10 protein-coding genes are annotated in these 22,045 nt (G+C 44.3%); all 10 read right to left on the reverse strand.

All coding sequences use genetic code 11. From position 1 onward, the window contains the following. Positions 1 to 61: 61 nt before the first annotated feature. Positions 62 to 1,432, reverse strand: coding sequence for an ABC transporter permease (locus NG78_RS05670; protein WP_004133678.1), 1,371 nt, complete (start codon positions 1,430 to 1,432; stop codon positions 62 to 64). Between the two features lie 148 nt (positions 1,433 to 1,580). Then, on the reverse strand, positions 1,581 to 3,455 hold the full coding sequence (locus tag NG78_RS05665) for a hypothetical protein (RefSeq protein WP_004133680.1): 1,875 nt from the start codon (positions 3,453 to 3,455) through the stop codon (positions 1,581 to 1,583). A 183-nt stretch (positions 3,456 to 3,638) separates the two neighbouring features. Beyond that, a complete protein-coding gene (locus NG78_RS05660; RefSeq protein ID WP_004127356.1) occupies positions 3,639 to 4,292 on the reverse strand; it encodes a peptide deformylase in 654 nt (217 codons plus the stop codon). Positions 4,293 to 4,469: 177 nt separating this feature from the next. Further along, positions 4,470 to 5,882 carry a phosphoglucosamine mutase gene (glmM, locus tag NG78_RS05655; protein WP_004133683.1) on the reverse strand — a complete coding sequence of 471 codons (1,413 nt, stop codon included), beginning with the start codon at positions 5,880 to 5,882 and terminating at the stop codon, positions 4,470 to 4,472. A 109-nt stretch (positions 5,883 to 5,991) separates the two neighbouring features. Beyond that, complete coding sequence (gene pepN / locus NG78_RS05650) at positions 5,992 to 8,607, reverse strand: aminopeptidase N (RefSeq protein WP_004133684.1); 2,616 nt, start codon at positions 8,605 to 8,607, stop codon at positions 5,992 to 5,994. A 102-nt stretch (positions 8,608 to 8,709) separates the two neighbouring features. Continuing rightward, positions 8,710 to 10,506 (reverse strand): ribonuclease J, encoded by a 1,797-nt coding sequence (locus tag NG78_RS05645; RefSeq protein WP_004133687.1) that lies wholly within the window; start codon positions 10,504 to 10,506, stop codon positions 8,710 to 8,712. Positions 10,507 to 10,596: 90 nt separating this feature from the next. Continuing rightward, positions 10,597 to 12,042, reverse strand: coding sequence for an MFS transporter (locus tag NG78_RS05640; RefSeq protein ID WP_004133688.1), 1,446 nt, complete (start codon positions 12,040 to 12,042; stop codon positions 10,597 to 10,599). Positions 12,043 to 12,150: 108 nt separating this feature from the next. Further along, positions 12,151 to 12,849 (reverse strand): GNAT family N-acetyltransferase, encoded by a 699-nt coding sequence (locus NG78_RS05635; RefSeq protein ID WP_004133689.1) that lies wholly within the window; start codon positions 12,847 to 12,849, stop codon positions 12,151 to 12,153. Between the two features lie 187 nt (positions 12,850 to 13,036). Further along, complete coding sequence (locus NG78_RS05630; protein ID WP_004133690.1) at positions 13,037 to 17,341, reverse strand: ATP-dependent DNA helicase; 4,305 nt, start codon at positions 17,339 to 17,341, stop codon at positions 13,037 to 13,039. After that, positions 17,338 to 22,044, reverse strand: a complete 4,707-nt coding sequence (locus NG78_RS05625) for a PD-(D/E)XK nuclease family protein (RefSeq protein WP_004133691.1) — start codon at positions 22,042 to 22,044, stop codon at positions 17,338 to 17,340. The genes NG78_RS05630 and NG78_RS05625 overlap by 4 nt, the downstream gene beginning before the upstream one ends. Between the last annotated feature and the right edge of the window lies 1 nt (position 22,045).

Consider the following 22,045-nt stretch of genomic DNA (forward strand, 5'->3'; position numbering starts at 1 on the left):
TTTTATAAACTTGATAAACTTTGCGAAAATTTGCTAAAACTTGCTAAAAATACGCAATATTTTATTTTTGCAATCCAAGCAGTTCTCGAGGAGATTTGCACATAATTGGCAAATAAGACAGCACTACTACAGCAACAACTACAGCGCATACTATTGCAGAAACTCCAACAAAGCACTGTAAGTCTACTTGCACAATAAGTTTGTCCAAAGTTCTAGTTGCCAAAGTTGATTCAAGATTCCCGCCAGCTTGACCCATAGTGCTCAAATCATCAGCAGCAGCAGATTTTACGGATCCGAGAGCCGCAGCACTCATCCACGGAGCTATGATTCTTGCAAAAAAGTATCCAACAACTAGCGAAGGTATTGCAATAAGTAGAACCTCGCTAACGTACTGACAAACTATAGACAGCTTGCTGTTGCCAATCGCAGTAAATACACCAATCTCATGGCGCCGCTCATTCATCCACAACAAAAGCACCAATCCAAGCGCAATAATAGCGAAAGATATTACAGCAATAGTCGTAATAGTCATCATTGAATGAACGCCTTTAGCGACTCTCAATAAGCCAGCAACGAACTGATCATCACGAGTTAGTTGATAATTTTGCAAATCAATAGGCAATTTGGCGGCTTGCGCCATAATATTATCCGCATCCTCACCGCGCTTCACCCTAAAACTTGCGTCCTGATATATTTCTTTTCCTGGATTATATTTATACAATTCGCGCGTAGTCTGCAAATCTGTATACACAGTATTGGCAGTAAGTTCCGCCCTAGTTGCAACTTGTCGCTTATTTGCTCCCGAATAAATTCCAACAATACGAGTTTTTACAGTTGCGGTTGATTGCTTAATATTGTCGGCATCGTAAGGATTAGCGCGAAGTGTAAGAGTATCTCCTACATGTAATCCATTAGCTTTAGCGAGATCTTCATGAATAAGAGATGCATGAACATTGCTAGAGAGCAAATGCTTACCTTTAGATACGTTTATTGCTTTTGTTTTAAACGCATTAAGAGCAGTAGAATTATTTGTTCCCTCAATATTAACTGCATTTCCAAACTGCTGCTCGCGCTTTTGATCATAATCCTGAACGCCTGGAATTCTCGCAGCTTTGGCATTAACCAAATCAGCTGTTACATTTTGGCGAACTACGTACGATGCAACTCCCTGCAACTTTGCGATTGCTTGCACATCTTTAGGTTTTACAGTTCCAGCTCCTCTAGGAGTTCCAGGATTTACTTGCGGATTATTTGCAAGTACGAAACTAGATTCTGCTTGCGATTCAACTTTTCGCACTTCTTTATTAGCGGCACTCGAAACGGCAGAAATTGCAAATAATAATGTTGAAATAAGAAATAGAACAATGAAAACTATTAATGTTTTTATTCGTTTCCTCAGAATGTAGCGTATTGCACGAGAGATAAACGTCATCGACTACCTTTCCTCATTGAAAAAATAATTGTATATAGTATGAAAACATACAGTATGCCAGTATAACATATGCACACTTATAACTTCTATATGCAAAAAGCCGGCCCTACGATTTTGCGGGGTCGGCTTTTTGTTAGCTAAAGAAGCGTTAAGACATCATACTTCCTACTATTCCTGCAGTCATTACGTACAAAATTACGAAAATAACAACCACAGTAAATACGAAGATAATCCACATCCATCCGCGGTCCATCTTGCGCGTGTATCTCGAATGGCTTACAAACGAGAACGGTAGCAGCAACAACAAAATTGAAGCAAAGCTCTGCACAAAAATAGAAGGAACTGCTAATGTAACAACGCTTAGAAGCACTGCGCAAATCTGAATTGCAACTATAGGAATCATTTTGTGCGCAAACTGCATGTGCAAAATAGGAATAGGAATTTCGTCTCCGAACATTTTTGCACCCATAATCGCCACAGCGAAAGTTATATATGTGAAAAGAATCGACGACACAAGCTGAGCAATGAAGACGGAAATAGGAGGCATTCCGCTTGCAAAACTTGCTGACTGCGCAAACGAAGTTCCAAAATTGCCACCTGAGCTAATCAAGGAACTTAATGCAGTTACACCATAGTGCGCTGTTAAATATGACTGAATGCCAGACAGCAATGCGCTTACAGCAAAAACACAACCGGCGTATAACGTAGACACATTGTATTGGCGAGAAGGCTGCTTCAAAACATTCATAACCCAAACAAAGAAGTTAATTTCTTGTCCTTGATGCGGCTGATTTACAGGGTGACCAAATTGGCCTGGCATTGGATGCCCTGGCATAGGATGCGGCATAGGCTGACCTGGCATTGGACGGCCCGGCATTGGTTGGCCTGGGCGGCCCTGCATAGGATTGCCTGGCATAGGCTGACCCGGGCGACCCTGCATAGGTTGGCCTGGCATAGGCTGGCCAGGCATTGGTTGACCAGGCATTGGCTGGCCAGGCATTGGACGACCCTGCATAGGATTTGCTGGACGAGCTTGCATTGGCTGACCTGGCCTTCCCATAGGCTGGCCAGGCATCGGTTGACCTGGACGAGCCTGCATAGGATTTCCTGGCATAGGATTGCCCTGCATAGGATTTCCTGGCATAGGATTTCCAGGTGCAGGCTTACCATTCATAGGCTGACCCGGCATAGGCTGATGAATTTGCTGTTCGTTAGTTGGTTTAGCATCCGCCTTAGCAGGCTCATTTGGCTTAGCAGAAACTTCTGGTTTAGAGGAATCTTCCGGCTTAGCAGATTCTTCCGGCTTAGCAGATTCTTCCGTCTTAGCAGACTCTTCCGGCTTAGCGGAAACTTCTGGTTTCACATCTTCAACCGGCTTAGTTTCTTCCGGCTTAACTTCCTCAACCGGCTTGACTTCCTCAACCGGCTTAGTTTCTACTGGCTTAACTTCTTCAACCGGCTTATCAAGCTTATTTTCCGATTCTGCAACCAAATTTTGCAAGTTAGAAGCAGGCTCACTATTAGGCTGATTAAACTTCTGCGTCTGATCAACATTCATTGGATTAAGCTGAGTCGGAGCATGCATAGGACGCTGCACTGGGAACTGAGTAGTGTACTGCTCTTGAGCTTGCATAGGAGCATTAACAGGAGCATGAGCTGGCTGCTGCATTGGAGCCTGATTAGGGTGCTGCACAGGGAACTGCGTAGTGTACTGAGCCTGTGCTTGCTCTTGCATATTTCCCATCGGAGCCTGATTAGGAGCCTGCATTTGCGCATTCATATTCGCTTGCATCGGCATATTATTTGGCATATTCATAGGTGCGCGCATTGGCTGATTAGTTGGACGCATACCTTGAGGCATCTGTGCACCTTGTGGCATCTGCATGCCTGCACCTTGTGGCATCTGCATGCCTGCACCTTGCTGAGCTGGCGCACCTTGCGATGCCTCTAATTTATTACCGCATCCTTTGCAGAATTTTGCAGCATCAATATTTTGAGTACCGCATTTATTACATACTTTCACTCTTCAATCCTTCTTTAATAACGTAACAATCACGCGCGCATACCTTAAAAAGTAAAAACGCATACAAATATTCTATTACCACTATTGCAATGAACAAACTTAATATCGCAAATAATTTTCTAAAATATAAAAAACGATATTCTAGTTACGATTATTACAGAAGAATAAAAGAATAAAAAATATTCAGATTGCAAAACCGAGCGTACGAGCAGCAGCTACTGGAACTGCTTCATCCGCCCAATAATCTTCAAGATTTTCGTCGGTGGAAAGCGAACGCATTTCCGCGCGATCAATATAAAGTTCGCCGCGAAGATGATCAGTTTCGTGCTGGAAAATACGTGCAGGCCAACCGTGCAAACGCTCGGAATGTTGTTTGCCGTCTTCATCCTGCCAGGTTGCCTGAACGTCAAGCCAACGCTGGCGAACAGCCTGATAGCCAGAAACGCTTAAGCAGCCTTCGTAAAAACTGCGGGTTTGAGTGCCAATCGGCTCGTAGTGAGGGTTAATAATAGCACGGAATGGAAGCTCTGCAATGTCTCGAGGATCGTCTTCATCGTCACGAACATGATCTTCAATAACAGCAATCGCAAGACCTAAACCAATCTGTGGAGCAGCCAAACCTACGCCTGGAGCCTCCAACATTGTGCTATGCATTAACGAAATTAGCTTAGTAAGAGTTGCACGCGTAAGCTGGCCGTCATATGCCACAGTGCGCTGGCGCAAAACAGGCTCACCAGCCTGCACAATCGGCAAAATACCATCTTCTGTAGCGGAATCAAGCAAGCGCTCAACAGCGCGACTGAGCTTAGTATCGACACTTGCGTGATGCGTAAACATAGGACTCCTTTTCACCGTTTTAAGTAACGCGCACAGTAACGCGAAAATCTACAAAATTTGCATGCCGCGAGCAGAATTTGAAAGCCGCACTAAAGATATAAGTGTATCAAAATTATTTGCGCACTGCTAGAGCCTACTAAAATGTAAGCAAATAGCAGGCGCAAAAAATAAGTAAGCTTATAGCTTCAGATTATCAACCACAACTTGAGCTAGACGAGCGCAAACCTCATCCGCTTGAGCCTGAGTTGCAGCCTCGCACATAACGCGCACAAGAGGCTCAGTGCCGCTAGGGCGCAAAAGCACGCGACCAGTATCTCCCAAAAGTTTCGACTCTTTCTCCACTGCTGCAAGCACGGCTGCGTTAGTTTTGGAAGCCATTTTGTCTACATTTGGCACGTTTACAAGAGCCTGCGGAAGCTGAGGGAAGTCAGCTGCCATTTGCGAAAGTTTCTTGCCTGAACGCACAACTTCACGGCACAAAGTCAAAGCTGTAAGAGTGCCATCGCCAGTGGTTGCAAATTCGCGATTAATAACGTGACCAGACTGCTCGCCGCCGAGTGAATAATCGTGCTTAAGCATTTCTTCCAAAACGTAGCGATCGCCGACGTTTGTTTGAACGGTTGCAATACCCATATCTTTAAGAGCAAGCTTTAAGCCGAGATTGCTCATTACGGTTACAACAAGCGTATCGTGATTAAGCTTACCTTCAGCCTGCTTTGCGCGCGCAAGAATGCCCATAATCTGATCGCCATTAACCATATTGCCGTTCTCGTCAACAGCTAAGCAGCGGTCGGCGTCACCGTCAAAAGCCACGCCTAAATCAGCCTTAGAAGCTTTAACCATGGCTTGCAGCTGCTCAGGATGAGTCGAGCCTGCATGATCGTTAATATTGTAGCCGTCAGGAGAAGCGTTAATTACGATTACTTCCGCACCAGCACGGCGAAGAGCTTCAGGAGCAACAACGGAAGTAGCGCCGTTTGCGCAATCTGCCACAACTCGCAAACCCGCAAGCGGCTTTGGGCGCGTAGTAGAACCATTGCTTAAAGGCGCAACAGCAGAAACCAAGTGATCAATATAAAGATTTGTTGCGGTAGTAGTGTCATGGCTGACTCGACCAACACCAGCTCCTGTTGGACGCTCCCAATCTTGACCAAGAACAGCCTCAATCTCATCTTCCTTGCTATCTGGAAGCTTAAAACCGCCGCGCGCAAAGAATTTAATGCCGTTATCTGGCATAGGATTATGCGAGGCGGAAATAACAGCACCCATTTCAACGTTTAGCACGGAAGTTAAGAATGCAACTCCAGGAGTTGGGATAATTCCGGCATCGATAACATCAAAACCACCGGCGCTCATGCCTGCAGCGAGCGCAGAAGCTAGAAAATCTCCGGAAACGCGCGTATCTCTGCCAATAAGCGCGCGGCGACGAGCGTGAGAGGAAGGTTCGCTTTCATTAGAGCTAGATGCAACCGGCGCGTGCTTATCTCCTAAAACTCGAACTGCAGCATCACCCAAATCTAACGCAAGTTGCGCTGTTAAATCGCGATTTGCTAATCCACGCACGCCATCCGTACCAAACATCCTTGGCATAATAAAGCCTCTTTCGCAAAAATCACTTTCTTTGCGCGCAAGCAGACAACATTGCTTACTAGCGCGTCACACACTGCTTGCCATCTTACTCGTAGCATTACATGACGCGCTAGCGCAAGGAAGCGTTGTAGCGCTGCACTTTAAGCGTGCGGCGAGAAGAATCGAGACCGCCGAGCACCATGCGACGCAAAGCCTGATCCGCATCCTTATGCTCCTCAAGCCACTTTTCACCGCGCTCAACCAGTTCCTCAACCGGTGCATACACAGGATACAAGCCCTCAATCAAAGCCTCAGCCATATGGAATGTGCGATTCTTCCAAATCCACTCAACTTCCGCAAAGTAGCGCTCAACATAAGGCTTAACCAAATCGCCTTTAGCTGTGCTTGCAAAACCAGCAACCACAGCGCCCATCTGCATATTAGTCAAATCAAGATTGCGCAAAGCCTGTTCAAAAGCCCAATCCTTAGCTTCTGCAGTTGAGCGAGCTGCACGAGCCTGATATGCATACTCACGATTCTCAGTCGTGTCTCGCTTTTGAAGTTCAGCGTCAATTCCAGCTTCGTCCAAAGCGTTTACGCCTGCGAGCGCAATAAGAATACTCCAACGCAAGTCGTTGTCGATTTCCAAGCCCTCCAAGCTCACGGAACCGTCGAGCAAACCGCGGGCGACGCGCACAAACTCAGTATCTCCAACTTCGCCGTATCCAAGATAAGCCTTGAGCAACTGGAACTGTTCATCCGAGCCTGCGTTAGCCGCTAAAGCCAACTGCCACAATTCGTGAGCAACATGCTTTGCGACTTCTGCTTGACGCTCTGGAACTACGTAGTGGCTTGCAGTTACTTTTACTTGGCCAAGAGCATAGCGGAAAGTAGTTGATTCGCGCTCAGTTGCCAAAGCTTTAAGGCTTAATTCCACAAAGCGTTCTGCTGGGAATTCTGCGTCGCGAGTCATATCCCACAATGCGAGCCAAATAAGCGAGCGAGTCAAAGAATCCTTGAAACGATACAAATTTTCGGCAGCAAATTCAAGCGACTTTTCGTCGAAACGTAGCTTCGTGTAAGTTAAGTCGTCGTCGTTTACGAGGATAAGCGCAGGCCTTTGCAATCCGCGAGCCTCCACAACTTCCGTAACTTCGCCGTCTACGTCGAGTTCGATTCGCTTCGTGCGCTTAATTTCGCCAGTTTCTTCGTCCAAATCGTAGAAGCCAACAGCCAAGCGGTGTGCGCGCAAAACAGGATGCTCAGCCGACGCGCTCTGACGCAAACGCAAGGAAGCAATAGTGCCATCACCTGCTTCTTCAACTTCGGTAGAAATCGTGTTAATTCCAGCCTTTTCAAGCCACTGAGCACTCCACGCCTTCAAATCGCGGCCGCTTGTAAGCTCAAGTTCTTGAAGCAAATCAGCCAAAGTAGCGTTGCTGTAAGCATGCTTGCTCAAGTAATTGTGGATTCCTTCAAAGAACTTTTCGCGACCAACGTAAGCTACGAGCTGCTTCAAAACGGAAGCGCCCTTTGCATAAGTGATGCCGTCGAAGTTGACGGAAGTGTCGTTCAAATCGTTGATTGGAGCCACGATTGGGTGCGTTGTTGGAAGCTGATCTTGATTAAGCGCCCAGCTTTTTTCGCCGGAATTGAAAGTGCTCCAAGCGTCGTGCCATTCGGTTGCTTCAGCGGTTGCAAGAGTAGAAGTGAATTCTGCGAAGGATTCGTTAAGCCACAAGTCGTTCCACCACTTCATAGTTACGTAGTCACCGAACCACATGTGCGCAAGCTCGTGCAAAACGGTTACAACGCGGCGCTCAGCGTAAGCGTCCGTAACTTTGGATTCAAACACGTATTGGTCTCGAATGGTAACCATACCAATGTTTTCCATAGCTCCAGCGTTGTATTCTGGAACGTAAATCTGATCGTACTTTGCGTACGGGTATGGCACTCCCCAAGTCTTAGCGTAGAAGGCAAAGCCCTTCTTCGTAATATCGAACAAGTAGTCAACGTCTTTTGCAAAAGCGTCTTTAAGTGCTTGGCGGCAGTACATTGCCATTGGAACTACGCGACCGTCTTCGTTGTTGTAAGTTGTGTGCCACTGCGCGTAAGGGCCTGCGCAAATAGCAGTTAAGTAAGAACTCATTTTTGGAGTTGACTCAAATACCCAGCGCTTCATGCCTTCAACATCGCCATTTTCCAAAGTGCCATCTTCCGTCTTGCGACCTTCCAGCACGGTTTCGCTGGCAGCTGGCATGTTGGAAGTAACAATCCAGCTTTCTGGAGCGTCCACGCTAAAGTCAAAAACAGCCTTTAAATCTGGCTGATCAAACACAGCATAAACGCGGCGAGCATCCGGAACTTCGAACTGAGTATACAAATAAACGTTTCCGTCGGAAGGATCGACGCTTCTGTGTAAGCCCTCGCCCGTGTTGGAATACTGGCAGTTTGCTACAACTTCTACAGTATTGTGTTCGAGAAGATTTTCGAGCGCAATTCGGCTGTCTGCAAAAACTTTAGAAACGTCAAGAGCAGTGCCGTTTAACACCACGGATTCAACGCTGTTTGCAATCAAATCGAGGAAGCTTGACTCTCCAGCTTTAGCGTCGAACTCAATCTTTGTGCGCGACTTAAAATCGCGGCCGCCCTTTCCTAAATCAAGCGCAACATCGTAATGAATTGGCATTTGGATAGCGTCGAAACGTTCCGCAGCTTCTACGCGAGTCAGATTTGCTCCTGGCATATATACCTTCCTTATATTTTTCTTATTTTTGATTATATTTACGATTATTTTCAGCTATTTACGAATAATTGCGAATATTTTCTTTATTTTTGATATTTTTTATTATATTTGATTATTTTCTGCAATATCCGCAACTACCGGCACAAGCATTGGCTTCCTGCGCAAAGCGCGAGCAACCCAACTACCCAAAGTGCGTCGCATAATCTGCTGCAACTTATAAGTATCATGTTCACCGCGCATCATCGCATCCTGCAACTGCTCAACAATCTGGTGACGAACCTTCTCAAAATCAGCCTCGTCTTCAGCAACAGCGTTCAAGAATATCTTCGGACCAGAAACCACATTCGCATTGGCGGTATCAACCACAACAAAGCTCGACACAAAGCCTTCTGTGCCCAAAATTCTGCGCTTTTCAAGCTCTTCATCTGTAAGCTCACCCACAGAATCGCCATCAACATAAACGTATCCGCAAGGAACAGAACCAACGACTGCAGCGTTTCCGTGGTACAAATCAACCACGTCACCATCTTCTGCCAAAACAACATTCTTTGGATCAACGCCAGTTTTTACAGCAATCAATCCGTTTGCAACCAAGTGACGATGCTCGCCGTGAATTGGCATAGCGCACTTTGGTTTCACAATGTTGTACAAGTACAAAAGCTCGCCTTCGTTGCAGTGACCAGACACGTGAATTGCAGCGTTATCTTTGTTGATTACGCGAGCACCCAACTGCACAAGCTTGTTAATAACCTTATAAACTTCGTGCTCGTTTCCTGGAATAAGCGAGCTTGCAAGAATAACAGTGTCAAACTCATTAACAGTAATATCTCGGTGATTTCCGTCCGCAATACGCCCAAGAGCTGCCATTGGCTCTCCTTGAGAACCGGTGCACATGTACACGAGCTTGTCGTCTTGAACATCCTTGGCCTGCTTTAAATCCACAACCGTGTTTTCAGGAATATGCAAGTAACCAAGGTCTGCGGCAATAGACATATTGCGAACCATAGAACGGCCAACAAACACAACTTTTCTGCCAAACTTGTGAGCTGCGTCAACCACTTGCTGCACGCGATGCACATGACTTGAGAAGCTGGCAACAATAATTTTGCGCGTAGCTTCAGCAAAAGCGCGATCCAAAGCCGGGCCAATCGAGGTTTCAGGCTTCACAAATCCCGGAACTTCAGCGTTTGTGGAATCAGCCATAAGTAAATCAATACCCTGCTCGCCTAAACGCCCAAACTCAACTAAATCAGTAATACGATGGTCAAGAGGAAGCTGATCAAGCTTAATGTCGCCAGTATCAATCAAAGTTCCAGCAGGAGTTTTAACACAAACAGCAAGAGCATCCGGAATCGAATGCGTCACCGTAATAAACTCAAGATTAAACGGACCAACTTTCATCTTATCGCGGCCTTCAACGCGAGTAAGTTTCGGCTCAATATGATGCTCCTGGCACTTTGCTTCAACAAAAGCCAAAGTAAGCTTAGAGCCAATCAGCGGAATATCCGGTCGCATCTTAAGAAGATACGGCACGCCACCAATATGATCTTCGTGACCGTGCGTCAAAACTAAAGCTTCAACCTTATCAAGACGATCTTGAATATAGTGGAAATCAGGCAAAATCAAATCAACGCCCGGCTGCTCTTCTTCAGGAAATAGCACACCGCAATCAATAAGAAGTATGTGGCCGTTATATTCAATTACGTTCATATTTCGGCCGATTTCACCCAAACCGCCAAGAGGAACGATTCGCATTGAACCTTTGCGATATTTTGGTGGAGCAATAAGCGCTCCTTCACGCTGATCGTTCACTACAGGAGGCAGCGCATTTGCATTGCGACGCGAGGAATTACCCTTTTCTTTGCGGGTTTCTGTATTCTTTTTTAATTCAGTTGTCATATTCATCTCACTACATCTTGCGCTATTGCGCACTTCTTCCTAGTGTACCGTTAGGACTCAACTCAGCTTTTGCTTCTAAACCGACATAAACTACTCACACTTGCGCTGTTTAGGTCGTTTAAGCACAACCACAATAAACCAACCAAACGCGGCTATAGGAATTGCAACCAGCGTAGACATCCACGGAACCATCATTCCGCCGTGCGAATCCCATGCGTCAATTGCAGTACCTGCCGCCATCGACCCAAGAGATGCTCCTACCGCAGAAGCTGTCGGCAGCCACGAAAGACCTTCCGTAAGCGATTCTTCAGGTACAGTTGCCTTCACAATAAGATTTCCAGTTGCGAAAATTGGTGATACGCAAAGTCCAGAAAGCACCTCAAAAACGCTCATAAGCATAAGCCTGTCAATATTCAAGCTCATAAGCACGTAACCAATAGTCAGCACCGTCAAAAATACAATAAGATGCGACCAGTTAGATCCGCGGAATTTGTGCGAGCCGAAAATTATTGCGCCCACAAGAGATCCGCACGCAAAAAGTGCCAACTGCATACCAATAAAATGATCAAGACCTTGCGATTTCATTGCAGCCGTAACAGACACGTCAAACGCGCTAAAGCTCATGTTGAACACAACAAACATGAGCACAAGAGGAATAATTCCACGGTATAAAAGCACGTTTTTACCGCTCTTTTTTGCATGATGATTATGCAATTGTTTAAGACTGAATTTGTCAATAAACTTGCGCTTAGAATTTTGTTTTTGCGATTCTGATTCGTCTGCAGAGATTTCGCTTTCTTTTTGAGATGCAATCATAACGTCTACATCTTCGGCTGCAGCCGTTGGCACTTCCACGATTTTAAGCACTGCAGGCTGAGTATTTTTTAACGAAAAGAACCATGCTCCACCCAGTCCGCTCGCTAAAACTGGCACAAATAATTGAGAAACTGGGTGCACAGAAGTAGCCAGCCATGCGGCCAAAATAGGGCCTAGAATAAACACGATTTCGTCAATTCCAGACTCAAGCGCATACGCAACATTTAGCAACGAATCGTCATCTTCAGCGCGCAAAGTGTAGGCCCAGCGCGTACGCACTAACGCTCCAAAAGCAAATTGCGTAACTCCCATCGCAATCGCAAGAACAAAAAGCAGCGCTAGCGGAACTCTAAACAAGGCTGCAAACGCAAACGAAATCATTGCAATAACCTGTGCACTAAGCGCAATAACACCAACTTTTCGCTGACCAAATCTGTCAAAAAGTTTTGCATAAACTGGCGTTACTGCAGCCTGCGCAAGAACGTAGGATGCGGCCATTGCTCCAGCTACAGTCCAATTGTTATACAAATGGTTTAATGCCAAAACAATTCCCAAACCAATCATTGACATTGGCAAGCGCGCAATTGCCCCCGAAATGCAAAACGCTTTAGCGCCGCTCAATGAAAAAAGTCTAGAATATTTAGAAATTATTGAGGATTTCCCCATGTCTTCTTTAGACTTTGCTTTTTCTTTAGACTTTGCTGCCGCTTTAAACGACATAAATTTTATTACTCCTTTTTAATTACCCAACTGTTACTTTTACATTCACAAATAAACTCTCAAATAAACTTACAAATAAACTTACGAATAAGCTTCTCGAAGTTACGTTTACGCTCTAGTTTGAGATCTAGCGGTTGCCATTTTTGCACGCTTTGAACGAATCATTGGCTCACCAGAGTAAATGTACAAGTCATCTACCAAAGATTTCATATTCTTCGCTTCTAGCATATGATCCTCGCGCTTCCAAGAAGCATCTTTTCTAAGCCCGTGATAATCGTAAAAACTCACGTCACAAGCTGAATCTGTGTGCAAATAGTAGCGATTTACACCATTATTTCTAAGCAAATGCATTGTATGCTTCCACAATCCGCCGCCAACACCGTGACCGCGAGCATCTGGAGATACAAGGAAAAGCTCCAATTCTGCTTGAGTTAAATTATTAATATGCGATTTTGCTTCAAGTTTTGTTTCCAAAGCGCGCATGCCATGAGCTTCTTCTAAAGCGCGAGCATAATTTTTATCTGCGTTCGCTTTCATAAAAGAATCCTGCTCTAAAAGCATTTGGCTTACTTCTGGGAACAAAACTGGAGCGTCAAAAACGCGCGCCAAAAGCAATCCCATAAACTTTCCGTCGAGTTGTGCAATAGTACCGTGAGTTGAAGGCTTCAAATAGTGCAACACGCAGCGGCGAGAAAGGCTTAACGAAGCCTCTTTCCCAACTTGTTGCGAAATACCCCAAGTACGTTCGTATTCTTTTACGATTGCGTCAATATCGCTAAGTTTTACAGGACGGAACTCTACGTTCATAATTCTGATTCTTCCTTACTTCATACTCAAATCGATGTTGTGCGTATGCCCGCCCACACACACTGCACGAGGAATCTGCACGTTTTCGAAGTGATGCACGATGCGTTTCAATCGCGGCGCAAAATCTGGCACAGCAAACAAAAATTGCAGCAAATAAGTTGCGGCAAAATGATTGCAATAGCAACATTTATGCGTCATCATCATCGAGGGAAATTAACGTGCCAGAGTGTAACTCGGCAAGGATTTCATCTTTTGTTTTTGCTTCGGCATGAATTTCACGTTGTTTTTCATCCGATACGTTCACATAATAAAGGGTGGCATCGATAGCCTCGAGTGGAGCGTTCGTCATAAGCGAAAGAAGCAGACGATACCAGTCAAGCTGACCGAGTTTTAACGCAATATCTTGCGGATCAGTTGGTTTACGACCAGTTTTCCAATCAACTACTGTATACAATTTACTTGAATCTTCTGGATCTAAACCACCTGCAAAGATTGCGTCAATTTTGCCATTAATAATTTGATCGCCTAATTCTGGCACGTGTGCAACAATCGGCTGCTCTGCTGCTATAGGTCGACGATAAGCCCATTTTGAAGTAGCTAAACGTTTTTCCCAGATTAGTAATTTGTGTTCAGCTGATTTTTCAGCTTGCGCAGTTTTTTCGACTTGCGCAGTTTTTTCGATTTTTGCAAGTTTTTCAGAAATATTTTCAACAACATCATCTTGAGTGGAATTTTTATTCAAGCAACCCGCATTTACAAACTGCTCCGCCCAAGCATGGAATCTCGTACCCAAATCAGATGCAGGAGAAGCAGTCCGCGGAATAGGACGAATAATTGCCATCCACTCACTTCGCAAACGATTAGCTTCTTTCGCTTCGAAAGAGTTGTTATTTTCGTCAGCATTTTGATTAAATACTGCCCTGCGCTGCACAGCCGTAACATTTACATTTTCAACTTTTGAAAGCTGATCCGCCCTCTTTTTAAGCGCAACCGTATTGTGATACCAATCAATTTTCGGCATCAAATCTGCATCCTGCAACAAAGCTTCTGCCCTAGAAAGTAGCGAATTTTCGTCAAGCTTGTCACTTTCGCAAGACTTGTCAACTGCACCAGCCTTGTCAATTGCACCAATCTCAGCAATTTCAGAATATTCAGCGGACTTATTAAGCGCATCTCGCACATATTCACTTGACGCACTCGGCCAAGCTAATGGCTGATTATTGTTTTCGCTAGGAATTTCGCTAGGCTCACTAAATAATTCAGCAAACTGAGAAGCAGACTCGCCAATAGCATAACCAACTTCATCTAAATCAACTTTTACTTCGGAAACAGATCCGCAAGATTCTTGCATTTCTTTAAATACTTCATTCCAAAAAACAGAAGGCTTTTTTGAGCGCGAAGATGAAGTATTGGAAGCAGAACCAGCAGCAGAACCAGCAGCAGCAGCGTTTACTGCACCATCTTCACTATCTTCCCCATTAACATCCGCCGTCATAGCACTAGACTGACTGCACGTAAGCAAAGCCGCAAATTTCGCTCGCGTCAACGCCACATACATAAGATGCCTCTCATCAACGTGCAAAGCTCGTCCACGCTCCTCTACTTGCGAAAGAGGAAGAGTTCCGGTTTTCATTGCAGCATCGTAAATTTGACGCGCTTCTACAGGAATTGCTCCCTCTGGAACATCTTCACGCTCATAGAATTTTTCGGCTAAATCAAGCATTGCTTGCGCGCGAGAACCGTAGATTTCCGCATCGATTTTTTCAACGGTTTCCATATTTTTCAAAGATTCTTGCGGATTCATACTAACGCTCAAATCTGCATTGTGAGGAAATCGCGGCAAAATATCCGCATCGACTCTAATTGGCACAGGCACTTTTGATGCGATTTCAAGAGTTGCGTACGCGCTTTCAAAATACACGCCATCCTGCTTGGTTTGCTTTACGCGCAAACCATCTCCCTGACTACTTGGGAAAGCACCTTCGTTAAGCCCCACTATTGCAACAGCAGGCCATTCCAAACCCTTCGACTGGTGAATCGTCATCAAAACCACGTCTGCAGGCTCGTCAACTGAAGCAGGCTGATCGTCAATTTTGTCAATATTTTGGATCCAAGCAATAAATCCGCGCAAAGTAGGCTGCGTAAAATCACTCATTTCTTGCAAATACGCGTCAGCAAGCGAAGAAATTGCGTCAAGCGTGCTGTGCATATCGTTAAGAAGCGTTGAATTACTTGAATTTTCATTCATAAGCGCACGCGAAACAGCCACATCAATATCAATATTTAACGCTTCAACAGCAGTACGAACAACATCATGCAAACTTCCAGATTGAGCACGCTCCACAGCGTCAAGAACTTTGCCTGCGCGAAGAATTGCTGCATAAGCCTTCTTGCTGAGCATATTTTTAAGATGATTAAGCGTGTCTTTCGTAGAATTTTTTGCAAATACAGTAGAGTTAAACGCTTCAAACAGCACATCCGCAATAAACACTCCGCCGTGAACACTATTAGTTTGAGAGCCTTTAGACTGCTGTTCGCGCACAAGCTTCGCCCAAGATGCGCGCGGAGCTTTAGAATCCACTAAACCTGCTTGAGCCAAAGCGTTGAAAACATACTCAACGTTTTCATCGGTTGCAGCATTAGCTAAAGCCTCTAAATCGTCAGTACTAAGCGCAAATCGAGGCGTGGCAAGAAGTCGCATTAGCGCGGAAGTATTCGTGTGATCTGCAACAGCAGAAAGAAGAGCAAGAACGTCTTTTACTTCCGGTTTTTCAAGAAGAGCGGAATATCCAACAGTTAAAGTGCGCAAACCTGCTTTTTGCAAAGCTTCTTCATACATTGCAATATTGGTTTTGCTGCGAAATAGCACAGCGGCTCTCGCTTGTAAGTCAGAAGCTAGAATATTGTCGTTTTGCGCTAAAGCATTTTGTTTTACATATTTTACGAAGCGCACAACTGCTTCAATTTCTTGATATTGCGTAGGCATATTTAGCACGCTAACGCTGCCTTGCGGAGCATTTTCAAGATATTGAAGATTTTTGACTTCTACTTCCGAAGCCAACGAACTGCTTTTGCGAAGAGACGGCACACGCAATGGTTTTGTAATAGCGTTTGCCGCCTGCAAAATAAGCTTAGAATTGCGGCGCGTTTGAGTAAGAGAAAACTCGCTTGATTTGTCAATATTAAGCGCTTGCTGAAGTTTTCTAAAAGCACCCGAGCTTGCTCCTCTAAATGAGTAAATTGCTTGGAAAGGATCTCCAACTGCAGCAATATGTGTTTGCTGATTAACGAAAGAATCACCAACTGAAGTATTCTCACAACTATCATTACTCTCACTACTCTTACCGATTGCTACGCTTGAGTTATGGAACAGCGTTGCAATCAGCATTGCCTGCGTTGTGGAAGTATCCTGATACTCGTCCAACAAAACTTGACTGTACTGTCTTCGATATTGCGCCGCAATAGAAGGAAAATGCGTTACCAAACGGTATGCAGCAATCGTAAAATCGCTAAATTGAGCCATATTTGCGCTACGTTTTGCAGAATCAAAAGATAGAACTAAGTCGAGCAAAGCAGCACGCTTTTTAGCGGCTTCAAATAATTTATTACAAGAATCGTAACACGTATTTTTTAGCGTAATATTTAAGTATTCAACGTATTCTTTTCCGTAATTTTCGCATTTTTTGAAATATTTTTCGTCTGATTCTGTTTTTGCGCGACGCAATTTAACAGCGCTTGGCTTTTTGGCAACAATCTTAGTTGTTTCGGCTGAGCTCAGCGCTTTTTGCAAATGTTCAATCCACGCGTTATTCCAATTTTGAATTTCTAAAACAGCTGAAGAAGTGCTGTCTAAAGACTCACCCCTACTATTTAGACCAATCATCGAGCAGGAAATATCTGCAGCGAGCGCAAGAACGTCGTCAACCAAAGCATCAAATTTATACAATTTAACAATTTCCGGATGCTTATCAACATACTCGTTGACTAGAGGCTTAATTAGTTCACGCGCGCCAGCGTCGCTAAGAGGCTGAGTATTGTGATCAAAACCAACTAGCAAACCATATTGACGCACAATTGACTGAAAGAATGCGTCGTAAGTCATTACTTCTGGCTTCAAAAATGCGTTTGAAGAACTTAAAGAATTTGAAGATGACGCACTCGTACCAAAGCTTTGTTTGCTTACGTTTGCATGTTGACTTACGGCTTGCGCAACTCTTGCCAACAATTCCGACGCAGCTTTATTCGTAAACGTAAGTCCTAAAATGCTTTCTGGAGCAACACCGCGGTCAATAAGATCAATAACACGACGTGTCATAGTATAGGTTTTTCCGCTGCCAGCTCCAGCAACAATAATCATATTCTTGTTTGCGGGCGCTGTAATTGCTGCAGACTGTTCTGCACTATCCGTGTTTTTGCGAGGAGATTTTGCTAGAACGGCATCTTCACGAAGAGCTTTTTCGTGCAAAGATTTGTTATTCATTTCATCAATCATGATTGACGCACCTCGTATACGGTATCTATGCGACCTGCGCAAGCTGGGCAGACTTGTTTTGCACGGCAATATTTCAAATGCTGCGAAGTTGGATGCGCAATAATTTGCTTAGATCGAACTGCAGCAGCCGCGTAGAAAACGCGCGAAATCATAGTAAGAGACCATTTTGCAGTTTCACTTAAATACCGGAATGACTGCCAGGCTTGCTCAGTTACACCTTTCGGGCATGTTTTCATAATTTCTTCCAACTGCGGGCAATCCAACAATCTTGCCATATTTTTGAATCCGGCGCGACTTTCAAGCGGCTTATTGTTCAAAGCGTCAGCAATGCAAAGAGGCGGTTGATACAAGTTTTCTGCAACGCTGTGGTCTTGAGCCGGGTAATCGTTGTCAACTACGTGAAATAGCACACTTCTTGCAATTGTTGGCGCATTAGAGTCGGAAATAAGTGGATTTTCGTCTGCAAAAAGCAAAGCAAGCTGGTAGCAAACTAACTGCAAATCATTAAAAACTCCTGTTGAAGGAGGAACTTTTCCTGTCTTATAGTCAAGTAAGCGAATATTTTCTGAACCGTCCGCATTTTTTCGCTTTTCAAGTCGATCAATTCTGCCGTGAATATGCAATTGCAAATCTTCGCACGCACCATCCGGCCAACCGCCTATCAATGCTCCCATCAACTCGTAACAGTCGCGAACAGAAACGGTTTGCAAATTTGCAGCTTTAAAAGTATTGTTCAGCACGCGCGCAATGTCATCAAAACCAAAATGAGCGCTTGTTGGCATCTCACAGCAGGCTTCTAAAAGACTTCCAATGCTACTTTCTAAAGATTTTTCGCTTGGCGTAAGAGATTCAACAACGCCATCATCTGACTTTTTTGCGTCAAAATCGTAAGTTTCCTGACTAAAAGATGTAACGAAATATTGTGCAATCGTATGAAGAGCACGACTTATATTAGATTGCCTAGAAAGCGCAGAATACCGCTCTTTTGCATCTCGAATATCGGCAAGTTCGGGAGCAATACTTTCGTAATACTCCTCCATGCGATTTGCGATTTCGTTTATTCGGCTCACTTGCGCAGAATACTGAAAATCATCTACAGAAACTTCTTTAGATTCAACTTCCTTAACAGGCAATTCTTCAAGCACAGTGTCCATAAAATCGTAGTGCTTATTTTCACTAGCCCACCTTGCAGTTTCGTGAATTAACGTACCAAAATACGTTGCAGCACTTCCTGGCTGAGGACCTGCAAGTTGACGATTCAGTAATCCACACACCGGGCAAGCCCATAAACTGTCTACAGCAGAAGGAGACAAGCTCACCACAGTACTGTTAGATTTAGTAGAAATATTTTCTACAGAAGAATTTTCTGTAATTTCGCTCATAAAATCCCATTGACTACAATCGGCGCAATCAACTCCAGATTCTCGCAATAATCGCAATGCTTTAGCAGCGTCTAAAACTCCGCCATTTTCATTCGCATTATCGCAATTATTCTTACCGGCAGCATCTCGCACAAGTTTTGCACGCGCGGCACAAACCAATCCGCGAACATCCATATCTAAGCCTGCGAAAGGAATTTTAAAATCGGTAAAAGGCGTGCGTGAATTTTCGTTATTGTAGTAGCGCTCAGGCAAATAATAGTAAAGAAAATCGCTTGGAACAGCACTATCACTGTACTGCGCGCTAATATACAAACTTTCAGTAGCACGAGTAATAGATAGCAAAAAGCTACGCTGCTCGCCAGCAAAAACAGCGGATTTATCGTTTGCGGCAAGAAGATTTACAGATATAAATAGAGGCGAATTAGATAATTTATTAGTAGCATTCGCATTAAACTGCTGACTCATAGCTCGCTGCTTGGAATCCAACATAATACTTGCCAAACTTTCCGCGCCGAACATTGTGCTGCGCGAAGCAAGATTTGGCCACACACGCTGCTGCAAAGTTGGCATCCAAACAAGCGACCAATGCTTTCCTGCAGCACCTGCAGGAGTTGTAAGCGTTACAGCATCTGGCACAGGAGCGATTCGAGCTAAAGAATCTGCCTCAATTTCCATGCCACGAACCTGCGCTATAAAATCGCTAATATCAGCTGGAAGTGCAGAATTTTCGTCGTCAAAATCTAATGAAACGCTGCTATTTTGCAAATCTGCTTCAAAACCGTAACTTTTCTCATCGCTGTACGAAGAAACGTAGTCAAAAAGACGCATTGCAGCATCTAGGCGATCGTTTGCCCTATAGCCTTCACGATTGTGCTGCAAAGCCGTGCGCTGCCAACGTTCAGCAACATTGCAAACATTCCACGCTTCACCAAGAGCATATTTAGCGTTGCGTAAATCTGGGCGAGAGGCAAATTTCAAAGCCAAAGTTTGCACATTTTTCCAGATTTTTACAAAGGCTGCAACATTAGGATTTCGAGGAGCCATATTTTGCAAAATACTTAGCACTGTTGAATCAGACTGCTGGGAATCAGTATTGCAATGTGCTACATCTGCAAAACAAAGAAGATAGCACGCCTCTAGCGAAAGAGCACTCATATCTTCGTTAATATCGTCATCTAAATTGATAACTAAATTAACATTAGAATCACCATTAGAGCTGTTATTAGAGGCGTTATTCAGATTACTCCTAAATTCATCCCACGAATCCTTAAGCTTTCTTAAAGGAATATTTTGATTGCTAAGCGAATTATTTTCGTCTTTTTGCTCATCTAAAACCGCAGACAGAGAAGCCAAAGATCGCATAAGCGACTCAACATTTTTAAGCTGCGAAGGAGTTTCAAACTCGCAATCACCATAAGAATGATTGTTATAGTCGCGAGTGACATAGTCGCGAGAGCTACGAACTATTGACGCAATAGGACTTTCCATAATGCACTTAACGCGAGATTGAATCCAAAATGCTATATTTTTTAAACTTTTGCCGCGCTGAATTTTATACGAAATACAAGATACAAGATTCCCAGAAATGCAACGTTGAGCAAACTGAGCAAGCTCAATAAGAGCAAACAATCCTTGAACGAACGGCTCGTCCTTTAACGGTCGAGTTACTAGTGAATAACGCACTGGAACACCGTCCGCGCGAAGCTGCTCACCAAAAAGACGAACGGTGGAATTATCGTGCGCAATAAGCGCCATATCGCTCCACTTGCGACGATTTTTTACGTGAGCGTGTTTCATTTGCCAAATAACAGAATCTAATTCTTCACGCTGTGAACGATAAAGTGCAGTATTTACTGTTCCATCTTCATCTAACCGTAAATATTTTTGCGCATTTTGAGAATTCTGAAGATTTTGAGGTTGATTTTGAGTATTCTCTTGATTCTGCGCTTGAGGCTGATCTGTAAGCTGATCAGTAAGCTGATTCAACGGCTGCAATGGAAAAGCACCAACAAAAGCCGGCATTTTCCAAGGTCGATTTGGAAGCGCAACCGCAGTACTTAACTGCGAAGTCAAGGAAAGAGAGACGCGAGCAGCAAGCAAATCACGCATTGAAGGCGCTGAAATCTGATTTGAAGAAGAATCGGAAGTTAGCGCGGAAGAAACAGAAGAATCGGAAGAAATCGCATATTCCAGAGTTTGCTCAGCTGCATTAAACACACGCAAAGCAACCGAAATTGCATAATCCGGGTACGCTCCCCTAAATGTTTGAACGGACTCGTCCGGGTTGGCAATCAAAACCAAACGCGTCCCAAGATTCAGCAAAGTTTCCACAAAACTCAAGCCGGCAAGAGTAATATCTTGATAATCATCAACAACAAGAAGAGCTGGGATTTCTGAAGAATTTACGTTAGACGCTTCACCAAGCAAGCGAGCAGCTTTTGAACCTTCAACCAAAAGCTCAGAAGCATCCAAACGGAACGACCCTTTATAAGTGTCTGCAAGCATTTTGCGATACTCAGATCTAAGCGCAAAAACAAGACGCCACTGCGTGCTGCGACGGTCAGTCAGAAGAGAAGTTGGCAAAATATTTTCAGATTCTGCGGTAGATTTTGCAAAATCAAGAGAATCTAAAACAGACTGTTCGTCGGAAGAATCGTTAATTCCAAGCTCATCCAAACGCGCAAGCATATCTCTGAGCTGATGCATAAATGCGTTGCTAGTTTCAACATTACTATCTTCGTCGTTGCCGGTTTCAACGTTGCTGGTTTCAATGTTTCTGGTTTCAACGTTGCCGCCTGAGTCTTTAGAATTTAGCGAAGAATCAGAATCATTTCCAACGCCAGTTAAAGGCGAAACCCAAAGCGGAGTCCCAAAATAATCCTGAAAAAGCTGGCAAACATCGCAATCACCATTATCTCCCCTAAAAACATGCTCAATATGCTCGCGAACAACTTTGCGAAGAAGAGCATCCTGTTCAGCGCCATTAAGAAGCTTAGGATTAGGCTTATGCTGCAACTTACAATTGGCAGAAATAATACGAAAAGCAAGCGATTCCAACGTTCCAACCGGACGCGACTGCTCGCTTACTCCAATAGAACGAATAATAATATTGTCAATACTTGCAGCCAAATTTCTGTTTTGCACAGCCATTGCTGTTATGTTATGAGGCCAGCGCTGGTATCCCGCAATTGTTGCACGCACAGCAAACTGCGTTTTTCCAGTATTTGGAGCGCCACAAACTAGCAGCGTACTGGTTAAATTCCCAGCACAATTGCGTAACGTGCCATCAAATAGCGCTTGTAATGCAGAATCCTCACACATA

Source organism: Gardnerella greenwoodii 00703Dmash (assembly GCF_000263635.1).
Lineage (GTDB): Bacteria > Actinomycetota > Actinomycetes > Actinomycetales > Bifidobacteriaceae > Bifidobacterium > Bifidobacterium greenwoodii.

Coding starts and splice junctions, on each gene's coding strand:
- NG78_RS05630 (WP_004133690.1), bottom strand. CDS start 17,341: ATGATTGATGAAATGAATAACAAATCTTTGCACGAAAAAGCTCTTCGT.
- NG78_RS05670 (WP_004133678.1), bottom strand. CDS start 1,432: ATGACGTTTATCTCTCGTGCAATACGCTACATTCTGAGGAAACGAATA.
- pepN (WP_004133684.1), bottom strand. CDS start 8,607: ATGCCAGGAGCAAATCTGACTCGCGTAGAAGCTGCGGAACGTTTCGAC.
- NG78_RS05640 (WP_004133688.1), bottom strand. CDS start 12,042: ATGTCGTTTAAAGCGGCAGCAAAGTCTAAAGAAAAAGCAAAGTCTAAA.
- NG78_RS05635 (WP_004133689.1), bottom strand. CDS start 12,849: ATGAACGTAGAGTTCCGTCCTGTAAAACTTAGCGATATTGACGCAATC.
- NG78_RS05625 (WP_004133691.1), bottom strand. CDS start 22,044: ATGTGTGAGGATTCTGCATTACAAGCGCTATTTGATGGCACGTTACGC.
- glmM (WP_004133683.1), bottom strand. CDS start 5,882: ATGCCAAGGATGTTTGGTACGGATGGCGTGCGTGGATTAGCAAATCGC.
- NG78_RS05645 (WP_004133687.1), bottom strand. CDS start 10,506: ATGACAACTGAATTAAAAAAGAATACAGAAACCCGCAAAGAAAAGGGT.
- NG78_RS05660 (WP_004127356.1), bottom strand. CDS start 4,292: ATGTTTACGCATCACGCAAGTGTCGATACTAAGCTCAGTCGCGCTGTT.